The sequence below is a fragment of the Bradyrhizobium sp. Ken64 genome, assembly GCF_055807555.1.
The window spans coordinates 23,297-38,373 of the sequence record NZ_JBVVPA010000027.1 but is presented as its reverse complement, the minus strand read 5'-3'; the positions used below and the strand labels follow the sequence as shown (position 1 = coordinate 38,373).

Sequence of the window (15,077 nt, the reverse complement as noted above, 5' to 3'; positions counted from 1 at the left end):
TTTGGATTTTATCGTTTCTTAACCCGGCGGCCTGCCGGGTGTCTCTGCACGCGGCCGCGGCCGAGGACGCGGCGGATAGTCGTTGATCTCAGGCGCGAGGATCACCGGCGGCGGATTGACGGGCACGTCCATCTGCGCCGGCAGCGGCGCCGATTGCGCGCCCCAGCTTTGGTAATGGCTCTCGGCGGGCTTGGGCAATTTGCGGTTCGCGGGCGGCTCGACCTCGAGCCGGCCATAGCCGGGCCGCAGGCCCAGCGTCGGGTAGTAATGGCCGACGTCCGTGGGCTGGCGCTCGGCGACATAGCGGCCGCCATAGATCGTGGGCTGCACCTGAACGTTCTTCCCCAGGCCCCAGGTCCCCTCGATCACGGCATAGGACGCGTCGATGTTGTTGATGATGATGGGCACGCCCGGACGGCCGGGGACGACGATATCGAAGCCGCCGCCGGCAAACGCCGTCGCGGGCAGTCCGATCAGAAAGGCGGCGAGCGCAGATGCGCGCATGAGGGGATCCCATTTATCCGGCGACAACCTACCCGATGGCGGCGCAGAGAGGGTTAAGGGCCTCTCACCAATTGCCGGTAAGCCTAATGTGTAAGGATTGCGCGCCCCTCAAATGCGCCAAAGCGAACTAGCGAAGCATTAACGCCGCCGGACCCTGCAGTGGGAACCATGGCCCGTGCTCACTTCCGTTTGACCATCGCCGACGAAAATCCACCGGTTTCAGCGGAACGTCCGGCGTCTTCGGCGTTTAGCCCCCGTCAACAAAACGGGAGCCAAACAATCATGAACGTCAAACTTCTCGGAGCCACGGCGATTGCGGCGACCCTGGTGGCAGGCTCTGCCATGGCGCAGACCGCGATCACCAACCCCGGCCGTTGCGCCGCGCAATTCCCCAACGCCAACTGCCAGAACGTCGGACCGGGAAATCCGTACACCGACAGCGGCTATCGGCATCGTCGCGTGTCCTACCGCCACACCAACAACGGCGATTGGAATAACGACTGGAACAGGAGCCGCACCGGCTTCTGGCCGACCGACGTCGCCGCTGGCGCGGTCGGAGCAGCCGCTGGCGTAGCCGGCGCAGCCATCGGGACTGCGGGCGCAATCGCAACCGCCCCGTTCCGTGCCACGAACGACGCCTACGCCTACGACAATGGTTGGGATAATTCGTGGAATAATTCTTGGGACAACCGCGGCTGGGACACCCGCACCTACGCCCAGCGCAACGGCTTCGTCTGCACGCCCGGCACCTGGTTCAAGGGCCAAGACGGGCGCCCGCACATCTGCCAGTAACGCGGTTTGAACCGAACGCGACAGATCAGGCGGCCCTCGGGGCCGCCTGATTCATGTCTGCATCGGGGATCGCGGGTTCTGGCACTTTCCGGTCAAGTCTGGTATTGCGGCGCGCACGGGCGGAGGGCTCCGGCGTACGCTGGCCCTGCCCCGCTTCTCCAAGCGTGCCGGCTTAGCTCAGCGGTAGAGCAGCGGTTTTGTAAACCGAAGGTCGGGGGTTCAATCCCCTCAGCCGGCACCATCGATTTAGCCGACACCGCGGCCTGATAGATCGGGGCACTCCTCCCCCGGACGGCCAAGGTCTCTTGAACGTCTTCAGGACGCTAACGACGGCGAGAATCGATTTCCGACGCAATCACGTCAGAGCTTTCCGAGCGACCGTTACACTCAACTCGAGCATCGGGTGCTTCTCGTTCCTGACTGTAATGAGGACCTGCGCCCCCTTCGCCGACGCGACGTCTCTGGCAATCGAGGTCGCCATGGCGATCGCCTCTCTTTCGGCGGCTTCCGGGCCGGGCAAATCCACCCCATCCTCGTCGACCGCAGCGAAAAAGTCGTCCTTGATGTCGAAGTAGAACTTCATGGCTCAGAGCGACGGATTGAGATGAAGGTAAAGCACGTCGAAGTCTGCAATTTGACGCAGCCTGGCTTCATCAAGGATCGATATTCTTCCCCGCTCCAGGTCCAACACGCGCTGAGCACGCAGCTGCTGAACGACGCGATTCATGTGAACCACACTGGTGCCGACGGCGTCGGCGAGCAGTGCCTGAGAGGCCGGAAAATCGAAGGACAGGCCGTCCGCTCGGCCGATCGCCTTCAATCTGGTGTAAAGCTCGAGCACGAGGTGCGCCACGCGGCTTGCGGCTTCGCGCTGACCAACGTTGCAGATCCACTCGCGGAAGATCGCGGCGTCGGTCAGTGTATCGCGCCAAAGCGCTTGAGCCACGTTGGGCCGCTTTCTTGTCAGTGAGCGCACCGCTGCATGGGGAATGAAGCCGAGAACGCTATCGCCAAGCGTGCTGACGTCATGGTCCATCACATGGAGAAAGAGACCCTGCAGATCGGGAATGTCGCCGGGCTGGTGAAAAGCCATGATTTGGCGGTGGCCATTGCCGACGATCTTTGATCTCAGGATAAAGCCATCAACGACAAGGCAGCATGCCGAAGGCCGATCTCCGAGAGAAACGACCGGTTGACCGCCAGCCATCCGCTTCACCGTGATTGGCAGATTGCGGATGGCGACCTCATCCTCTTCGTCAATTTCGGTGCTGACCCGCAACCGCTTCAAGAAAGGTTCGAAAATTTCCGCGTTATTCATCGTTAGCTCCGGTCGGCAAACGAGTTTTTGTCACGTTCGTTCCAACCGGGACCGCTAGCTATTGTCTCACGCGAAGCGAAGGGACTGCCGCAAATTCCAACCCTCGGCGGAACCACACGGGAACGGCGTCATTCGTCTCGCCGCGAAGCCTTGGCGCGAAATTTGACGCGCAACGCTCACTTCGAATGCTTCGGTGCGCTGCTTTGCTGGAAGTGCTCAGCCTCTGATATTTCCACCCAGGCATGTTTCGACTGTTCGAAAACCGAGCGGATGGGCGCCGGGTAGTTCGGAACCGCGATCGCGCCCACGGCAACGCCGATCATCGCAGGCAGATTGTCCGCCTTCCAATAGACCGTCGAACCGCACTCGGCGCAAAAATAGCTGCGAACCTTGCCGCCGCTTGCGGCTGTCCGGACGTACTCCTTCGGCGTCCCCGAAATCGTGACCGCCTCCGCCGGATAGAACGCACCGACCCCGAACGGCGCGCCGGTTCGACGCTGGCAGTCGACGCAATGACAGGCAACGACGAGGCTGGAAGGTCCGGGAAGCGACAGCGCCAGAGCGCCGCAACGACATCTCGCGCCGATCATCGAAACTCCTTCCTCCTCAGTTGGCTGACGGGTTCTGTCGCTCGGCTGGAGCGCGGGCGATCCAGGACGGACCCTCACTCCTTCGCAACCTCGAACGCCAGCAGTGCGTTGCCGGCGACGCCGCCCCACTGCCCGTAGCCGGAATTGGTGTACAGCATTCCGCCAGCGATGATCGGCCCGGGGCCGTCGATCGCGCCGCCATGAGCAGCCGCGCCGTTCACCGTCGTATAGTCTCGCGCCGTGTCGTATTCCCACAACAGCTTTCCGTCGGCTGTCGCGTAGGCGCGCAGGAAGCCGCTGACGCCGCCGGAAAACACGACGCCGGGGATCAGGCTCACGGCAGCCGACAGCGCAGGGCTGCATTGGAGGCGATCGCCACAGGCGACGGGAGATACTTCCATTGCAATTTTTCCACTGGCGAGGTCGAGGCCGAACAGACCTCCGCCTTGGGTGGAATCGAGCCGCCGCGTACCATCGCGCAGGAACCGCACGTCGGAGTTAGCGACATAGATGCGATCCTGATCGGCGGCCGAGCCCCACTCGCTGCCGCCGAGCGCACCGCCCTTTCCGATCCGCGTCTGCCACAGAATCTTGCCGCCGTCATCAGGATCAAGCGCGTGCACGACGCCGGACTTCTGCGCGATGGCGAGAACGCGCCTGCCATCGCGCAAGGTCACGAGAATCGGCGACTGGCCAAAATCGTGGTCGGGTCCGTGATCTTCAGGACAATTGGTCTTGTCCGCGCCGAAGCACGCGACAATGAAGGCGTCGCTCGGGGTCGCCTGCTGCTTCCAGAGCAGCTTACCGGTCGCAAGCTCGAAAGCGAGGACCGCATCGGCGGTTGCGGCCGGCGGATTCGAATAGGAATTGCTGGTCGCGACGTAGACGGCGTTGCGTTTCGCATCGATCGTGGGTGCCGACCACACCGCCGCGCCGGACGGGCCGAACAGCTGCGTGCCTCTTGCATTCTTGCCGGTCGGATGCGGCACCTCGGGGATCGTGTAGGCCTGCCACACCGGCTTGCCGGTCACAGCCTCGAGCGCGACCACGCTGCCGCGGAACGTACAGCATTCGTAACTGGCCTGCGAACCGGCGGCCTCCTCGAGCGAGGAGACCGGGACGTAGAGTACACCGGAATACAGCGTCGGCGCTCCGGTGATGCGCGCTGCCGGATGCTCCTCGATCTTCGTCTTCCAGATCAGCGCCCCGGTCAGTGCGTTCACCGCATAGGCATTGGCGCGCAGGTCACCGAAAAAGATTGCGAACTGATCGGTGCCGGGAAGCGGCCCGAAGCTGATCGCCGCGCGCACCGCGGCATCGGTCGGCAGCGTCCACATCGTGCAGCCGCTTCGCGCATCGAGCGCGTGCACCTTGCGGTCAGTGCCGCCGATAAACAGCAGACCGCCCACGATCGTCGGTGGCGCAAACGACACCGAGGCGCCGGGAAAGGCATAAGCCCATTTCAGCCGCAGGCGCGGCACCTCTTCCGCGGTCAGGCCGGCCATGTCGGCCGGCTGGAAGCGGCTGTTGCCAGCGTCGACACCCCACCCATTCCAGCGCGGACCATCGAGCGGCTGCGGGAAGAAGTTGAGCTGCTGCGTGCAGCGTCCCTCCGCATCGACTGCATGGTCCCCCACCGCGGCCTTGCCGGTGACGAAGGCAGCAATCGCGCGCCGTTCCGATTCGCTGCGGTCCTTCGCAATCACCGCCATGCTGCCGGAAGTCAGCGTTCCCAGCACATGATCTAACGACATCCCCAGCATGGCTCCGCGGCTCGGCACACGGCTCCGGCCATCGCCGCCATCGTGACATTGCGCGCAGTGGCTTGCGTAGAGCGCAGCGCCGTCCTGCTGCGCCAGCGCGGGCGCGCAGCACCAGACCAGGAAGGCGACGACCACGACACTCGGTCTCATGGCGTGCTCCGGCATCGTCACCGCAATGCGAGACGGCATCGTGCAACCAAAAGTATAGCGCGACGGCAATCACTGACGCAACGGACGTTCCGCTCGCGTCCGTCATATCCCAGGGGCAGTGAGGACACGATCGGGCAGTTCATCCAGCGCCCACAGCCCGAGGCTCTTGTCGCGCCAGCCGCCACCGCCCTCCTCGCAACGCTCGTTGATCAGCGCGCGCGGTGCCGGCCAGTCGAACGGCGCCTTCTCCATGTTCAACGCCCGCCAGTCGCCGTCCTCGCAATCGCGATTGCCGTCCCATTCGGGAAATGTCGTGACCAGCAGGAAATGCGCGCCGCTGGCGCGAAAGTTCGCGACGGCGCGGACGATATTACGGAAACTCAAATGCACCAGGCAGTCCCGGCACAGAACGACATCCGCGCGCGGCAGTGCATCGCGCGTGATGTCGGCAACGAGAAACCGGCCTGACAACTCGCCGCCAGCCACGCGCTGGCGATTGGCCGCGATCAGCGACGGCACGATGTCGATGCCGGTGTAGTCGAGATCCAGCTTGATGCGGCCGATCCAGCCCGCATCGCCGCAGGGCGCATCGAGCAGCGAGTGCGCGCCAAGCCGTTGCAGCAGTGGAGGAAGCATCTCGCGGACCGCAGCGGTCGCGGGATCCTCCGAGCCGAGGCCCGACACCGAACTGGCCGCGCCCCACAGGTTTGTCCGCTCGATCCGCGCGAACCGCGCGGCGAGGTCGAGGCCCGCGAAATTGTTGCGGTCGGCGGCGAACCGCTCATGGGCGAGCACGGGTGGACGATGGGCGGTCATCGGGTGGACCTCAAATCAAGAATCCGTCGCGAACACACTAGCAGTTCAGCTGCGCGTTCGAAATCGCCGGCCTCGTCCCTCAAGCCGGCTTCTGCCACTCCATGATGTGGAAAAATGGCACCCGGCGATGACGGGCAATTCTGTCGGGATCACCGCCCGTAGGCTGCGGCTCAGCGAACAGGCGCAATTGGAGTCCGTGATCGAGCAGCAGCGTCACGTAGGTGCTGAGCGGACGATGCCAGTTCTGAACTCGGATGCCGCGCCAAGTCACCCAGGTCGTCCGCTCGTCCATGTAATGATCGATGGTGAAGCGCAGGGCGCCATCAGCGTCACGCGTCCAGCCGTCGGGCGGACCGGCCGTGTTGAAGCTGGTGAGGTTCGCGATCAGCAGCGTACCACCCGGCCGCAGCGCTGCCACCATCTTCACGATAGCTCCAGCCAGATCGGGCATGTCGATCAGGCTGAGATAGCTCACGACGAGGTCATAGGAGGCATCCACCTCCATTGTCTCGGCTCGGCCGAGCCGGTAGTCGCCGTGCGGGTCCAACTCCATGGCACGCGCGAGCAGCGCTTCGGTCGGATCGACGCCAGTGGTACGGATGCCGGCGCGCTGCATGATCCGACAGAAGCGTCCCTCCCCGCAGCCGACGTCGAGGGCATTGCGGAAGCCTCGCCCTTCGATCCGCGCCCGCATCGGCGCGTCCAGCACGAAGCGGCGGCCATAGTCGCCGTCCTCGCCCTGCTCGACGATCCAAGCGGCCGCGGACGCGGCCCAGCCGTCGCTGACATCCTCGTTCATGGGTCGACCTTCGGGAATGCATGTTGGCCGCGCTTGTCGCGGGCGCGGCTACTGATCATGGATTGGATCAGAGTTCAACATGAGGTAGATTGCAGCACCGATGCGCCCCACCATCAAAGAGAAGGCCAGGATCGCCGCCGGCGCGGCGGCGGCCGTCGTCATGACGGCCGTGCTGTTCGCATTCGCCATGGGATTTCTGCTGGCGCGATGAGTGCGCACCGGAACCAGTCGCCAGCGTCGTCCGTTGTCGGCCCATGCGGATCAGGGAAGAAAACCGAAACATGTTTCTGCTGGCGACGGTGACGCTGTGCTGTAGCGCCTTGGCTGGAGCAATGGCGCTGTTCGAACCGGCTCCGGCAAAGCAGCAGGCCCAGCGGGCAGTGATCGACGTGACCGCTCCGACGCCGGTTCGGGTGGTCGGGGCCCCGTTCGAGCCCAACCTCAATCCGCGGGAGCGTTAGCGCTCACCCCGGCGAGACGTCGGCGCCCTCCTCGGGACGGCGTTTGGCGCGGGCCAACTCCTCAACGAACGCGATCACCTCCGCCCGTTTGTCGGGCGGCAGCGACAGGAACGCGCGGACGAGCCTCAAGCCCTCGGCTTCGGCTGAATGGTCTGCTTTGGCATCCATTCCCCCACTGTCGGGCGGTCGGGAAAAATATGCAATCCCCACCCAACACCTTCTTGATTCGGCCGGCCAGCTTTGCTGGAATACCCCCAACAAGGGTGCACCATGAAGTGGATCACGGAACGCGACGCGCTGATCGCGCAGACAATGGCTTTCGTCCAATCGGTAACCGGCAAAAGGGATGACTTGCATCCACCGGAGATCCCGATGGCGACAGTGGCCGCGTCGGTGCAGATCGTCCCCGCCAACACCGTTGTCGAGACCGAGCCACTTCAGGCCGCTCCGCCGCAACCCTTACCTCTCCCGCCGCCGCGGGTGGCGAGCCACGACGTCCGCACCGAGATGCAGGCCCGCATCGCCAATTTCCGCAAGCATCAGGAGCGGTTCGAGCGCGAGCGCGAGGAATATTGCGCGGCCACTTTGACCAAACTGCGCGCCGCCATCCGCGACCCCTCCTCCCGTCCACCGGCCGACAAGTAAAGCCGGATCTCCCGTCGCTTGCCTAAAGCCAGGACCACACCAGCCAGAGATTGGCCGCGCAGGCGCCGAACAGGGCCAGCGTGAGGGGCAGCAGCATGTGCCCGCAAGAGGTTTTCAGGTCCGTCGTCATGGCCGAAAACATCCGCTGATTCCGCCAAATGAGTCCCGGGGATTCTTTTTTTCGGGATTCAGGACTCGTTAAGGACTCAGGGCCCGGCGCCCCCCGATCACGGCCGCGTGATCGACCTGCGACCGGAACCCCTCCCCCGCAAAATCGTTAATGCGCTTTCCGGGAGCGGGAAGAATGCCCTACGCCCTGTTCTGCAACGATGCCCAGATCAGCAAGGCCTATCCTGACGAGTCCGACGTCTGGAGGCTCGCGCAGCGAAGCGGCCTCGTCGTGGACGTATCCGCGGATGACAACCGCCCCGGACCGCGCCGGGTGCTCGACAACGATTACGAGATCAAGCCGTGCCGGGCCGCACAGGGCGAGGACCCGGCCCGGAACAAGGCGGAGGCCGATCGCCAAGCGAGGATGGAGCTCGAGCTGAATTCCTAAAGACGGATCGAAGCTGGGAACAAGAGCTCAGGAAAAGCTCAGGGCGTCGCGGTCGCGAGCGAGGCCTGCTCGCCCGCCAGAGCCACACAGGCCTTCCGGCGATGCAGCCCACGGATCGCCCCGGTGACCTTGAGCACCTTGCCGGAGGAGCACGAGGCGTCCTTGACGAAGGCCACCTCATAGGGTGCCAGCATCAGAGGCTCGGATTTGAGGATTGTTTGGGCAGCGCACGGCAAACTGACGAAGCACGAGAGCAGCACTGCCGACACCAAGATACGCATGTCCGTCGTCCCACCAGCCCGGTATTGTCATATAACGCGTTCCGGCGCGCGAGTTCCCTAAGCTGCAAAAATTATTTTTGCTTTACCCGAGCTCCATGACGCGCGTGAGAAAGCGGGCGCCAAAACGTTTGCTTGCAAATGACGCGCCAGATGGTTGACGCAATGCAAACAACAGAAGGCTGGCAACCGGAGCCCGGCAAACGAAAGGCCGGCGGGTGCCGGCCTTTGTCAGATCGTGGTCGCTGGTGGCGCGTCAGTAGCGCGAGGCTGCCGGACCGCCCCAGCCGAAGCGGTAGTTCACACCGACCTTGACGGTATGCTCATCCTCCCGGCCGCGAACGCCGACAACGTCGACCGGACCGGAGGTGATCGTCGTGCTGCCGAAGTTGTAATACTGGTACTCGGCCTTGGCCGACCAATTCGGCGCGAACATGTATTCGAGGCCAGCGCCAACGGTATAGCCGTCCTTGCTGTTGCCGGTGGCCGTGAAGGGCTGCGGGACGCCGGCGACATTGACGCCAAGGCCGCCATTGCGCCAGGCATAACCGCCCTTGGCGTAAAGCAGCGCCGGTCCCCAGGTGTAGCCGATGCGACCGGTCACCGAGCCGAGCTGGTCGGTATTGGAGGTCACCTGCGTGCCCAGCGGGAACGTGGCACCGCCATTGTTGGTCGGCAGCCAGGAATACTGGGCCTCGACACCCATGACCCAATTGGGCGCGAACTGGTAATCGAAGCCGCCCTGGACACCGCCGAGGAAGCGCGCGTCGCTCGACTGGAAGCTGCTGTCGCCGGCAAAGGCGCCGCCGACATGGCCGCCGATGTAGAAGCCGGTCCAGTTGTAGATCACCTGCGGCGGCGTGTAGGCCGGAGCCTTGGTGTAGGTGCGCGCCTGCATGTCGGCTGCGGCAGCCGGCGCGGCCAGCGCAAGCAGGGCAACTGCACCCAGCAAAATCCTCTTCATGATCATCCCCGTTCTTTCAATTGCGACACTCAGGAAACAACGTGGCGTGAATTGGGTTGCTTCGCGGCGATGCCGGAACGTTGATCGTTCGTGACTGTGACGGAGCGGCAACAACGCGATTTTGTTCCGTCCCGCAGGCTCGTGCCGACGGTTTTTTTTCGTCGGGGACAAAACCTGCCGTAACGATTAGTCGCAACGCAAAACCACTCCGTTCAAAGCTCCCCGAAATGTGATCCGGCAGCTCCGGCGGGCTTTGTCCTATCACCAAGCGATGAAGGTGGGCTTTGCGCTACCGCGTCATCTTTTCAAGTTCCGGAAAGGGTACGTAAACCGCGCCCGCGCACAGCTCGCTGGCGCGATCGGCGACGCGGTCCGCCCGGCCGTTGACGAAGATCACGGCGCGCTCCCTCATGGCCTTGTAGCTGCCGTCGGTCTCGCGTGGGGTGAAGTGCAGGCAGCTAACGTAGAACTGCCGGCCGCCGACCTCGCGTTGCACCGGCTCGGCCATGCTGGCGTCACGCACGCCGACGGGGTTATTCAGATAGCTGCGCATCAAGGCCAGTGTGTCGCCACGGAAATTATCCGGGAACGGTTGTGGACCTCCGGCCTGAGTCCCGTCCATCAGGGTTGGACGGTCACCATCGCTGCCGAAACATCCGGTGAGCGCCAGCGGCAGTGCCAGCATCAACGCCAAGCTCACTGCGCGTTCCGCTCGTCGCCGCACCACTTACGCTCCGCTCGATCAGTCTCGGAGACGTTCCAGCCCCAAGGTTGCAATGATGCATGTCTACAGGTGTTTTGCCCGACGAGTCAAACGACTTCGTAAAATCCGCAGATGAGCCACCCGTCAAACCATTGATTTATCTACGACCCGCTACTGTGCATGGGGTTGTTTTCGAGGTTTTGTTTGCGGCCGCCAAACCTGGGAGGTTGCTCGCGGGCTTCAGCATGGTCGTACCGGCCCGCCGCCAGCACCTCGAGCTTTCGCGCAAGGCGTGACGAACGGGCCGGGTCTGAATTCCTCACGCGGCGGCTGGGGCAATGCTAGGACGCCGCCGCGCAGGATCAGTGGTTAGCTGCGCTTGTCCATCGTCGCCGGCTTGGTCACGTCCGGCTGCGTCGTCAGCGACTTCTTCGCCGACAAATGCTTGTGGTGGTGGCGATGCGTGCGCACGGTCTTGTGCGCGTCCGGTGTGACTGCGGCGTTGGCGTTCATCGCCTTCGACTTCGCGTCCACCTTGGCGTCGGCCTTGACGTCCGAAGCCTTGACGTCCGAAGTCTTGGCATCGGCCTTGAGGCCGGCGTCGGGTTTCGCGGCGGTGGTCGACACCTTGGTCTGGCTCTGGTCCGCCTTGATCACCGGCGTGGTCGTGGTGGTCTTGCCGGCCTCGGCCGCGAAGGCCGGGGCTGCGATCACGGACGCTGCGAGCAAGGCTGCGGAAATAGTCTTCAACATGGTTGGTCTCCTCTTGGAAGGATCTTGAGGCGGGCGCCCTCTCGCCAACCCTTTGATCGTAGGTTGGAGCCTAGGGGGCACGCACTGAACCCAATCTGAAGCCCGCCGCAGGCTCCCGTTCATCTGGATGACAAGTTTGTCATCCGCCCGCAGGGCGAATAGGCCAGGATGCCGGGAATGTTTTTGCCTGACGGGTGTTCCGGTCTTTGGGCAATCGTGTAGGATCGCCACGTTCCATACCGGAGAACTTCGATGCGCAAACTCTCAACGCTTCTTGTGCCGGGACTTGTCGCCATGACATTGGCGGCCGGGCCGGCTCTGACCAGCGCCTATGCCGCAGGTGGCGACTCCCCCTCGCCGCCGCCGGCGTCGGACACCTCGACCAAAAAGGGCAAGAAGAAGAGCTCCTCCGTCAGCGATCCGAAATTCCTTGCTGCCTATCGCACCGCCTACACCACGATCTACGACAATCACGACTACACCGGCGCGATCGGCCAGCTGAAGTCGCTCAAGCGCGACGACGTCGCCGATGTCGCCAATCTGATCGGCTACTCCTATCGCAAGCTCGGCGACTATCGGTCGTCGAAGGTCTATTACGAGCTGGCGCTGAAGGACGATCCGAACCACGTCCGCACCTGGCAGTATTATGGCCTCTGGCAGCTCGAGCAGGGCAACCGCGAGCAGGCGCAGTATCACCTCAACAAGCTCGCCTCGCTCGCCGGCACCGACAGCTCCGAATATCGCTCGCTCGCCGCCGCGCTCGACAAGCCGACCGGGGCAACCCTCGTTTATTAAGAACATCGCATCTCCGAATGAGACGAACGGGCACAACCTCAGGGTTGTGCCCGTTCTGCTTTCTCGGCTAGCCTCTCGATCAAATCCTCTCCTCGCTAATCGGTGCGCAATGGACAAGTGGCTGCGATCCGCGATCGACTACATCGGCTCCTGGATCGAATTCCAGCACACCACAATCCAGCAGCCTGGCGTCGTCATCGCATTCGCCCATCGCGGCGAAATCGTCGCCGAGCACGCATTCGGCCTCGCCAATCTCGACACCGGCGAGAAGCTCACCCCGCGCCACCGCTTCCGCATCGCCTCGCACTCGAAGAGCTTTACCTCGGCCGGCATCATGAAGCTGCGCGAGCAGCGCAAGCTCCGGCTCGACGATCCCATTGGTCAATATGTCGCCGGCCTGCATCCGCGCGTCGCGGAAACGACGATTGCGCAAGTGCTCTCGCACAGCGCGGGACTGACGCGCGACGGCGCCGATTCCGGCCAGTTCATCGACAGCCGTCCCTATCTCGACGCGAGCGAGCTGCTCGCGGAATTGAAGCTGCCGACCGTAATCGAGCCGGGCACACGCTTCAAATATTCCAATCACGGCTTTGGGCTGATCGGTCTCGTCATCGAGGCCGTGACGAAGGAGCCTTACCGCGCCTGGATGAAGCGCGAGATCATCGAACCCGCGGGCCTGCGCGAGACCGAGCCGGACGCGCCGCTTCCCAAGGGTGCGCCGTTCGCGCGCGGCCACACCCGCAAGCTGCCATACGGGGAGCGATGCGTGATCCCCGGCGACAATCCCGCGCACGCGATGGCCTCCGCCGCCGGCTTCATCGCGACCGCCGCCGATACCGCCCGCTTCTACGCGCAGCTCGCGCCCAATGCGAAGAAGAGCGTGCTATCGGTCGCGAGCCGACGCGAGATGACGCGAAACCATTGGCGCGTGCCGCAAAGCTTCGAGGCCTATTACGGCCTCGGCGTCAACGCCGGCAAAACCGACGGCTGGGATTGGTTCGGCCATGGCGGCGGCTTTCAAGGTTACATCTCCCGGACCTGCTCCATCCCCGCTTGCGAGCTCGCGATCAGCATCATCAGCAACTCCATCGACGGCGCGGCGCCGTTCTGGATGGATGGCGCGATGCAGATCCTGCGCGTCTTCCAGACCCGTGGCGCACCCGACCGCCGCGTGCGGGACTGGACTGGCCGCTGGTGGACGATCTGGGGCGCGACCGATCTGGTACCCGCGGGCAACCGCGTGCTGGTCGCCAATCCCCAGTTCAACAACCCGTTCATGGATGCCGCCGAGATCGAGGTCACCGGCCGCGACACCGGCAAGCTCGCCTGGGCCGCCGGTTACTCCAGCCACGGCGAGCCGGTCCGCCGCGTCCGCGACAAGCGCGGCAAGGTCAGCGGCGTCTGGATCGCGGGCGCCAACATCAAGCCTGCGGCCGTCATAGCCCGCGAGATCGCGCGGCGATACAAGCCGCGCAAGCGCCGGCCTACTCCCGAATGAGTGTCTCGACCTCGCTCCGAAGCGCCTGCCGCGAGCCGTCGCGCGAATAGAACATGTGGCCGCCGGGATAGACCACGAACTTGACCCGCTGTGTTGCGAAGGCCGGCAACTGGTCGAGCACCCGCTTCGACCCGAAATAGGGCGTGGCGAGATCGAACAGGCCGTGCGCGACCAGCACGTTCAGCTTCGCATCCGTGGCGAGGATCTGGCGCAGCTCGGAGACCGACTGCGGCGGGTTGATGCCGCGGCCGAAATCCCAGTGCCCCTCGACGGCGCCGTTCAACACCTCGTAGGAGCCATCGGGCCGCCAGTTGAGCTTGTGTGTCAACAGGTCAACCGCAGCACTCGTCAGCGGCGCCTGCAGCGCATCGCCGGAGGGATCACCGAACCGCGAGCTGCTCGAATCCGGATAGGGATCGAAGCCGCGCACCGAGGCATCGTAGCGCCCCGTCACCTTGCCGCTCTTGCGGTCGAATTCGCGCCGGAATTCGCCGACGTCGAAGCGGCCGGCAAGCCGGCGGCTCACCGCCTGCTCGATGCCGGTGAGCTCGGCGACCTTGTCGGCAAGACGATTGGTCGCCTCCTTGTCCGCCTCGCCCTTGACGAGGTCGGCCAGGAATTCACCGCGCGCGTAAGCCTCGACCTCGGCGAGATCGGCGCGCTTGACCGGGCCTTTCGCCTCACGCGCGACCGCCACATAGCTCGGCAGCGTCGCGACATATTGCAGGAGGCTGGTGCCGGTGAACTCGCGGAAGTCCAGGAGCGGCGACACCAGGATCAATCCCCTGACGCCGACGCCGTGCTGGAGCTGCAACTGGCGCACCACCTTCGGCCCGCGAATGCCGCCATAGCTTTCTCCGGCAACGTATTTGGGCGAGGTCAGCCGGTCGTGTTTCTCGAGCCAGCGGCGGATCACCAACGCGATCGAATTGACGTCGCCGTCGACGGAGTAGAACGATTTGCGCGCGTCATCGCCGGTCGCGACGAACCGGCTGTAGCCGGTGCTGACGGGGTCGATGAAGACGAGATCGGTGAAATCGAGCCAGGTCTCCGCGTTCGGCTTCACCTCGGGCGAGGCGGACGGAGACAGAGCTTCGCCATCGAGCGGCAGCCGCCACGGCCCCGCCGCGCCAAACTGGAGCCATGCCGAGGACGCGCCGGGCCCGCCGTTGAACAGGAACGTGACGGGGCGCGTCGCACGGTCGGCGCCGTCGAGTTCATAGGATGTATAGGCGATGTCGGCCAGCGGCTCGCCCTTGCCGTCGAACACGCGGATCGATCCAGCGGTCGCTGCGAAATTGAGGGTGCGGCCGGGAAGATCGAGCGTCTGCTTGGTGGTCGAATCCGACGGAAGACGGTGCGGCTCGGCGGATGACGATGAACTCTGCGAAGCGCTTTGTGCGCCGCCGCGTCCGCCCTTCTGTCCGGCTGGCGCCGCCGCCTCGGCGCGCGGCTGCGGCGGATCGTCGGCACGCGCAAATCCGGCGAGCGCGAATGCCGACACCGCCAGCACTAGGGTCGCACGGCGGAGCGCCGGCATATTCGTGGCCATGATCGTTCTCCCTGCCCGGCGACGACCACCGGCGCGGACTGTAAGGCTAGCGCGGAATTGCGACGGTTTGGGGGATCATGGCTCCGGTGGTGCCCGAAGAGCCCGGTTGGGCACAAATCGAGCCGGTTTCGTCCTCA

The 15,077-nt window shown here is 64.3% G+C and carries 19 protein-coding genes and 1 tRNA gene; 7 read left to right on the top strand and 13 right to left on the bottom strand.

Annotated elements, in window-relative coordinates; translation table 11 throughout:
- Nucleotides 1-18: 18 nt before the first annotated feature.
- Complete coding sequence (locus AC0L2F_RS30955; protein ID WP_473250977.1) at nt 19-504, bottom strand: hypothetical protein; 486 nt, start codon at nt 502-504, stop codon at nt 19-21.
- A gap of 282 nt (nt 505-786) precedes the next feature.
- Here AC0L2F_RS30955 and AC0L2F_RS30950 point away from each other — a divergent pair, with 282 nt between their 5' ends.
- Together AC0L2F_RS30950 and AC0L2F_RS30945 are read left to right on the top strand one after the other, a co-directional pair.
- Entirely contained in the window at nt 787-1,296 is a 510-nt protein-coding gene (locus AC0L2F_RS30950; protein WP_007611717.1) for a hypothetical protein, read from the top strand.
- 166 nt (nt 1,297-1,462) lie between these two features.
- Nucleotides 1,463-1,537 (top strand) — tRNA-Thr (locus AC0L2F_RS30945).
- Nucleotides 1,538-1,651: 114 nt separating this feature from the next.
- Here AC0L2F_RS30945 and AC0L2F_RS30940 read toward each other — a convergent pair.
- From AC0L2F_RS30940 to AC0L2F_RS30915, 6 genes are all read right to left on the bottom strand, one after another.
- Nucleotides 1,652-1,879, bottom strand: coding sequence for a DUF6894 family protein (locus AC0L2F_RS30940; RefSeq protein ID WP_473250976.1), 228 nt, complete (start codon nt 1,877-1,879; stop codon nt 1,652-1,654).
- A gap of 3 nt (nt 1,880-1,882) precedes the next feature.
- The gene (locus AC0L2F_RS30935) at nt 1,883-2,614 is read right to left on the bottom strand and encodes a Crp/Fnr family transcriptional regulator (protein WP_473250975.1); all 732 of its coding nucleotides are present in this window, start codon (nt 2,612-2,614) and stop codon (nt 1,883-1,885) included.
- A gap of 176 nt (nt 2,615-2,790) precedes the next feature.
- Nucleotides 2,791-3,204 (bottom strand): GFA family protein, encoded by a 414-nt coding sequence (locus tag AC0L2F_RS30930; protein WP_473250974.1) that lies wholly within the window; start codon nt 3,202-3,204, stop codon nt 2,791-2,793.
- 74 nt (nt 3,205-3,278) lie between these two features.
- Complete coding sequence (locus AC0L2F_RS30925) at nt 3,279-5,117, bottom strand: outer membrane protein assembly factor BamB family protein (protein ID WP_473250973.1); 1,839 nt, start codon at nt 5,115-5,117, stop codon at nt 3,279-3,281.
- Between the two features lie 102 nt (nt 5,118-5,219).
- Nucleotides 5,220-5,933 (bottom strand): class I SAM-dependent methyltransferase, encoded by a 714-nt coding sequence (locus tag AC0L2F_RS30920; protein ID WP_473250972.1) that lies wholly within the window; start codon nt 5,931-5,933, stop codon nt 5,220-5,222.
- A gap of 79 nt (nt 5,934-6,012) precedes the next feature.
- Nucleotides 6,013-6,732, bottom strand: coding sequence for a class I SAM-dependent methyltransferase (locus tag AC0L2F_RS30915; RefSeq protein WP_473250971.1), 720 nt, complete (start codon nt 6,730-6,732; stop codon nt 6,013-6,015).
- 281 nt (nt 6,733-7,013) lie between these two features.
- On the opposite strand from AC0L2F_RS30915, the gene AC0L2F_RS30910 reads away from it, so the two are divergent.
- Nucleotides 7,014-7,193: a hypothetical protein gene (locus AC0L2F_RS30910; protein ID WP_156527113.1), complete on the top strand. Its 180-nt coding sequence runs from the start codon at nt 7,014-7,016 to the stop codon at nt 7,191-7,193.
- A 3-nt stretch (nt 7,194-7,196) separates the two neighbouring features.
- On the opposite strand, the gene AC0L2F_RS30905 is transcribed toward AC0L2F_RS30910, so the two are convergent.
- Nucleotides 7,197-7,550, bottom strand: a complete 354-nt coding sequence (locus AC0L2F_RS30905; protein ID WP_473251000.1) for a hypothetical protein — start codon at nt 7,548-7,550, stop codon at nt 7,197-7,199.
- Here AC0L2F_RS30905 and AC0L2F_RS30900 point away from each other — a divergent pair.
- Nucleotides 7,464-7,838: a hypothetical protein gene (locus AC0L2F_RS30900; protein ID WP_473250998.1), complete on the top strand. Its 375-nt coding sequence runs from the start codon at nt 7,464-7,466 to the stop codon at nt 7,836-7,838. The genes AC0L2F_RS30905 and AC0L2F_RS30900 overlap by 87 nt on opposite strands.
- A 304-nt stretch (nt 7,839-8,142) precedes the next feature.
- Nucleotides 8,143-8,397 (top strand): hypothetical protein, encoded by a 255-nt coding sequence (locus AC0L2F_RS30895; protein ID WP_007602660.1) that lies wholly within the window; start codon nt 8,143-8,145, stop codon nt 8,395-8,397.
- 38 nt (nt 8,398-8,435) lie between these two features.
- Here AC0L2F_RS30895 and AC0L2F_RS30890 read toward each other — a convergent pair whose 3' ends face one another.
- From AC0L2F_RS30890 to AC0L2F_RS30875, 4 genes are all read right to left on the bottom strand, one after another.
- A complete protein-coding gene (locus tag AC0L2F_RS30890; RefSeq protein WP_007611734.1) occupies nt 8,436-8,678 on the bottom strand; it encodes a hypothetical protein in 243 nt (80 codons plus the stop codon).
- A gap of 253 nt (nt 8,679-8,931) precedes the next feature.
- On the bottom strand, nt 8,932-9,639 hold the full coding sequence (locus tag AC0L2F_RS30885) for an outer membrane protein (RefSeq protein ID WP_063996919.1): 708 nt from the start codon (nt 9,637-9,639) through the stop codon (nt 8,932-8,934).
- Between the two features lie 289 nt (nt 9,640-9,928).
- Nucleotides 9,929-10,324: a hypothetical protein gene (locus AC0L2F_RS30880; RefSeq protein WP_473250997.1), complete on the bottom strand. Its 396-nt coding sequence runs from the start codon at nt 10,322-10,324 to the stop codon at nt 9,929-9,931.
- 387 nt (nt 10,325-10,711) lie between these two features.
- Complete coding sequence (locus AC0L2F_RS30875; protein ID WP_473250970.1) at nt 10,712-11,095, bottom strand: His-rich protein BRANT; 384 nt, start codon at nt 11,093-11,095, stop codon at nt 10,712-10,714.
- A gap of 252 nt (nt 11,096-11,347) precedes the next feature.
- On the opposite strand from AC0L2F_RS30875, the gene AC0L2F_RS30870 reads away from it, so the two are divergent.
- Entirely contained in the window at nt 11,348-11,890 is a 543-nt protein-coding gene (locus tag AC0L2F_RS30870; protein WP_473250969.1) for a tetratricopeptide repeat protein, read from the top strand.
- Nucleotides 11,891-11,999: 109 nt separating this feature from the next.
- Nucleotides 12,000-13,388 (top strand): serine hydrolase domain-containing protein, encoded by a 1,389-nt coding sequence (locus AC0L2F_RS30865; RefSeq protein WP_473250968.1) that lies wholly within the window; start codon nt 12,000-12,002, stop codon nt 13,386-13,388.
- Here the strand turns inward: AC0L2F_RS30865 and AC0L2F_RS30860 are convergent.
- Nucleotides 13,375-14,940 (bottom strand): S10 family peptidase, encoded by a 1,566-nt coding sequence (locus AC0L2F_RS30860; RefSeq protein ID WP_063995880.1) that lies wholly within the window; start codon nt 14,938-14,940, stop codon nt 13,375-13,377. The genes AC0L2F_RS30865 and AC0L2F_RS30860 overlap by 14 nt on opposite strands.
- Nucleotides 14,941-15,077 lie beyond the last annotated feature (137 nt).

What these genes read in the sequence shown, in the direction of transcription:
- AC0L2F_RS30900 (WP_473250998.1), top strand. Translation starts at nt 7,464, where the DNA reads ATGAAGTGGATCACGGAACGCGACGCGCTGATCGCGCAGACAATGGCT.
- AC0L2F_RS30925 (WP_473250973.1), bottom strand. Translation starts at nt 5,117, where the DNA reads ATGAGACCGAGTGTCGTGGTCGTCGCCTTCCTGGTCTGGTGCTGCGCG.
- AC0L2F_RS30950 (WP_007611717.1), top strand. Translation starts at nt 787, where the DNA reads ATGAACGTCAAACTTCTCGGAGCCACGGCGATTGCGGCGACCCTGGTG.
- AC0L2F_RS30890 (WP_007611734.1), bottom strand. Translation starts at nt 8,678, where the DNA reads ATGCGTATCTTGGTGTCGGCAGTGCTGCTCTCGTGCTTCGTCAGTTTG.
- AC0L2F_RS30920 (WP_473250972.1), bottom strand. Translation starts at nt 5,933, where the DNA reads ATGACCGCCCATCGTCCACCCGTGCTCGCCCATGAGCGGTTCGCCGCC.
- AC0L2F_RS30955 (WP_473250977.1), bottom strand. Translation starts at nt 504, where the DNA reads ATGCGCGCATCTGCGCTCGCCGCCTTTCTGATCGGACTGCCCGCGACG.
- AC0L2F_RS30860 (WP_063995880.1), bottom strand. Translation starts at nt 14,940, where the DNA reads ATGGCCACGAATATGCCGGCGCTCCGCCGTGCGACCCTAGTGCTGGCG.
- AC0L2F_RS30865 (WP_473250968.1), top strand. Translation starts at nt 12,000, where the DNA reads ATGGACAAGTGGCTGCGATCCGCGATCGACTACATCGGCTCCTGGATC.
- AC0L2F_RS30880 (WP_473250997.1), bottom strand. Translation starts at nt 10,324, where the DNA reads ATGCTGGCACTGCCGCTGGCGCTCACCGGATGTTTCGGCAGCGATGGT.
- AC0L2F_RS30915 (WP_473250971.1), bottom strand. Translation starts at nt 6,732, where the DNA reads ATGAACGAGGATGTCAGCGACGGCTGGGCCGCGTCCGCGGCCGCTTGG.
- AC0L2F_RS30885 (WP_063996919.1), bottom strand. Translation starts at nt 9,639, where the DNA reads ATGAAGAGGATTTTGCTGGGTGCAGTTGCCCTGCTTGCGCTGGCCGCG.
- AC0L2F_RS30910 (WP_156527113.1), top strand. Translation starts at nt 7,014, where the DNA reads ATGTTTCTGCTGGCGACGGTGACGCTGTGCTGTAGCGCCTTGGCTGGA.
- AC0L2F_RS30875 (WP_473250970.1), bottom strand. Translation starts at nt 11,095, where the DNA reads ATGTTGAAGACTATTTCCGCAGCCTTGCTCGCAGCGTCCGTGATCGCA.
- AC0L2F_RS30940 (WP_473250976.1), bottom strand. Translation starts at nt 1,879, where the DNA reads ATGAAGTTCTACTTCGACATCAAGGACGACTTTTTCGCTGCGGTCGAC.
- AC0L2F_RS30930 (WP_473250974.1), bottom strand. Translation starts at nt 3,204, where the DNA reads ATGATCGGCGCGAGATGTCGTTGCGGCGCTCTGGCGCTGTCGCTTCCC.
- AC0L2F_RS30935 (WP_473250975.1), bottom strand. Translation starts at nt 2,614, where the DNA reads ATGAATAACGCGGAAATTTTCGAACCTTTCTTGAAGCGGTTGCGGGTC.
- AC0L2F_RS30895 (WP_007602660.1), top strand. Translation starts at nt 8,143, where the DNA reads ATGCCCTACGCCCTGTTCTGCAACGATGCCCAGATCAGCAAGGCCTAT.
- AC0L2F_RS30905 (WP_473251000.1), bottom strand. Translation starts at nt 7,550, where the DNA reads ATGCAAGTCATCCCTTTTGCCGGTTACCGATTGGACGAAAGCCATTGT.
- AC0L2F_RS30870 (WP_473250969.1), top strand. Translation starts at nt 11,348, where the DNA reads ATGCGCAAACTCTCAACGCTTCTTGTGCCGGGACTTGTCGCCATGACA.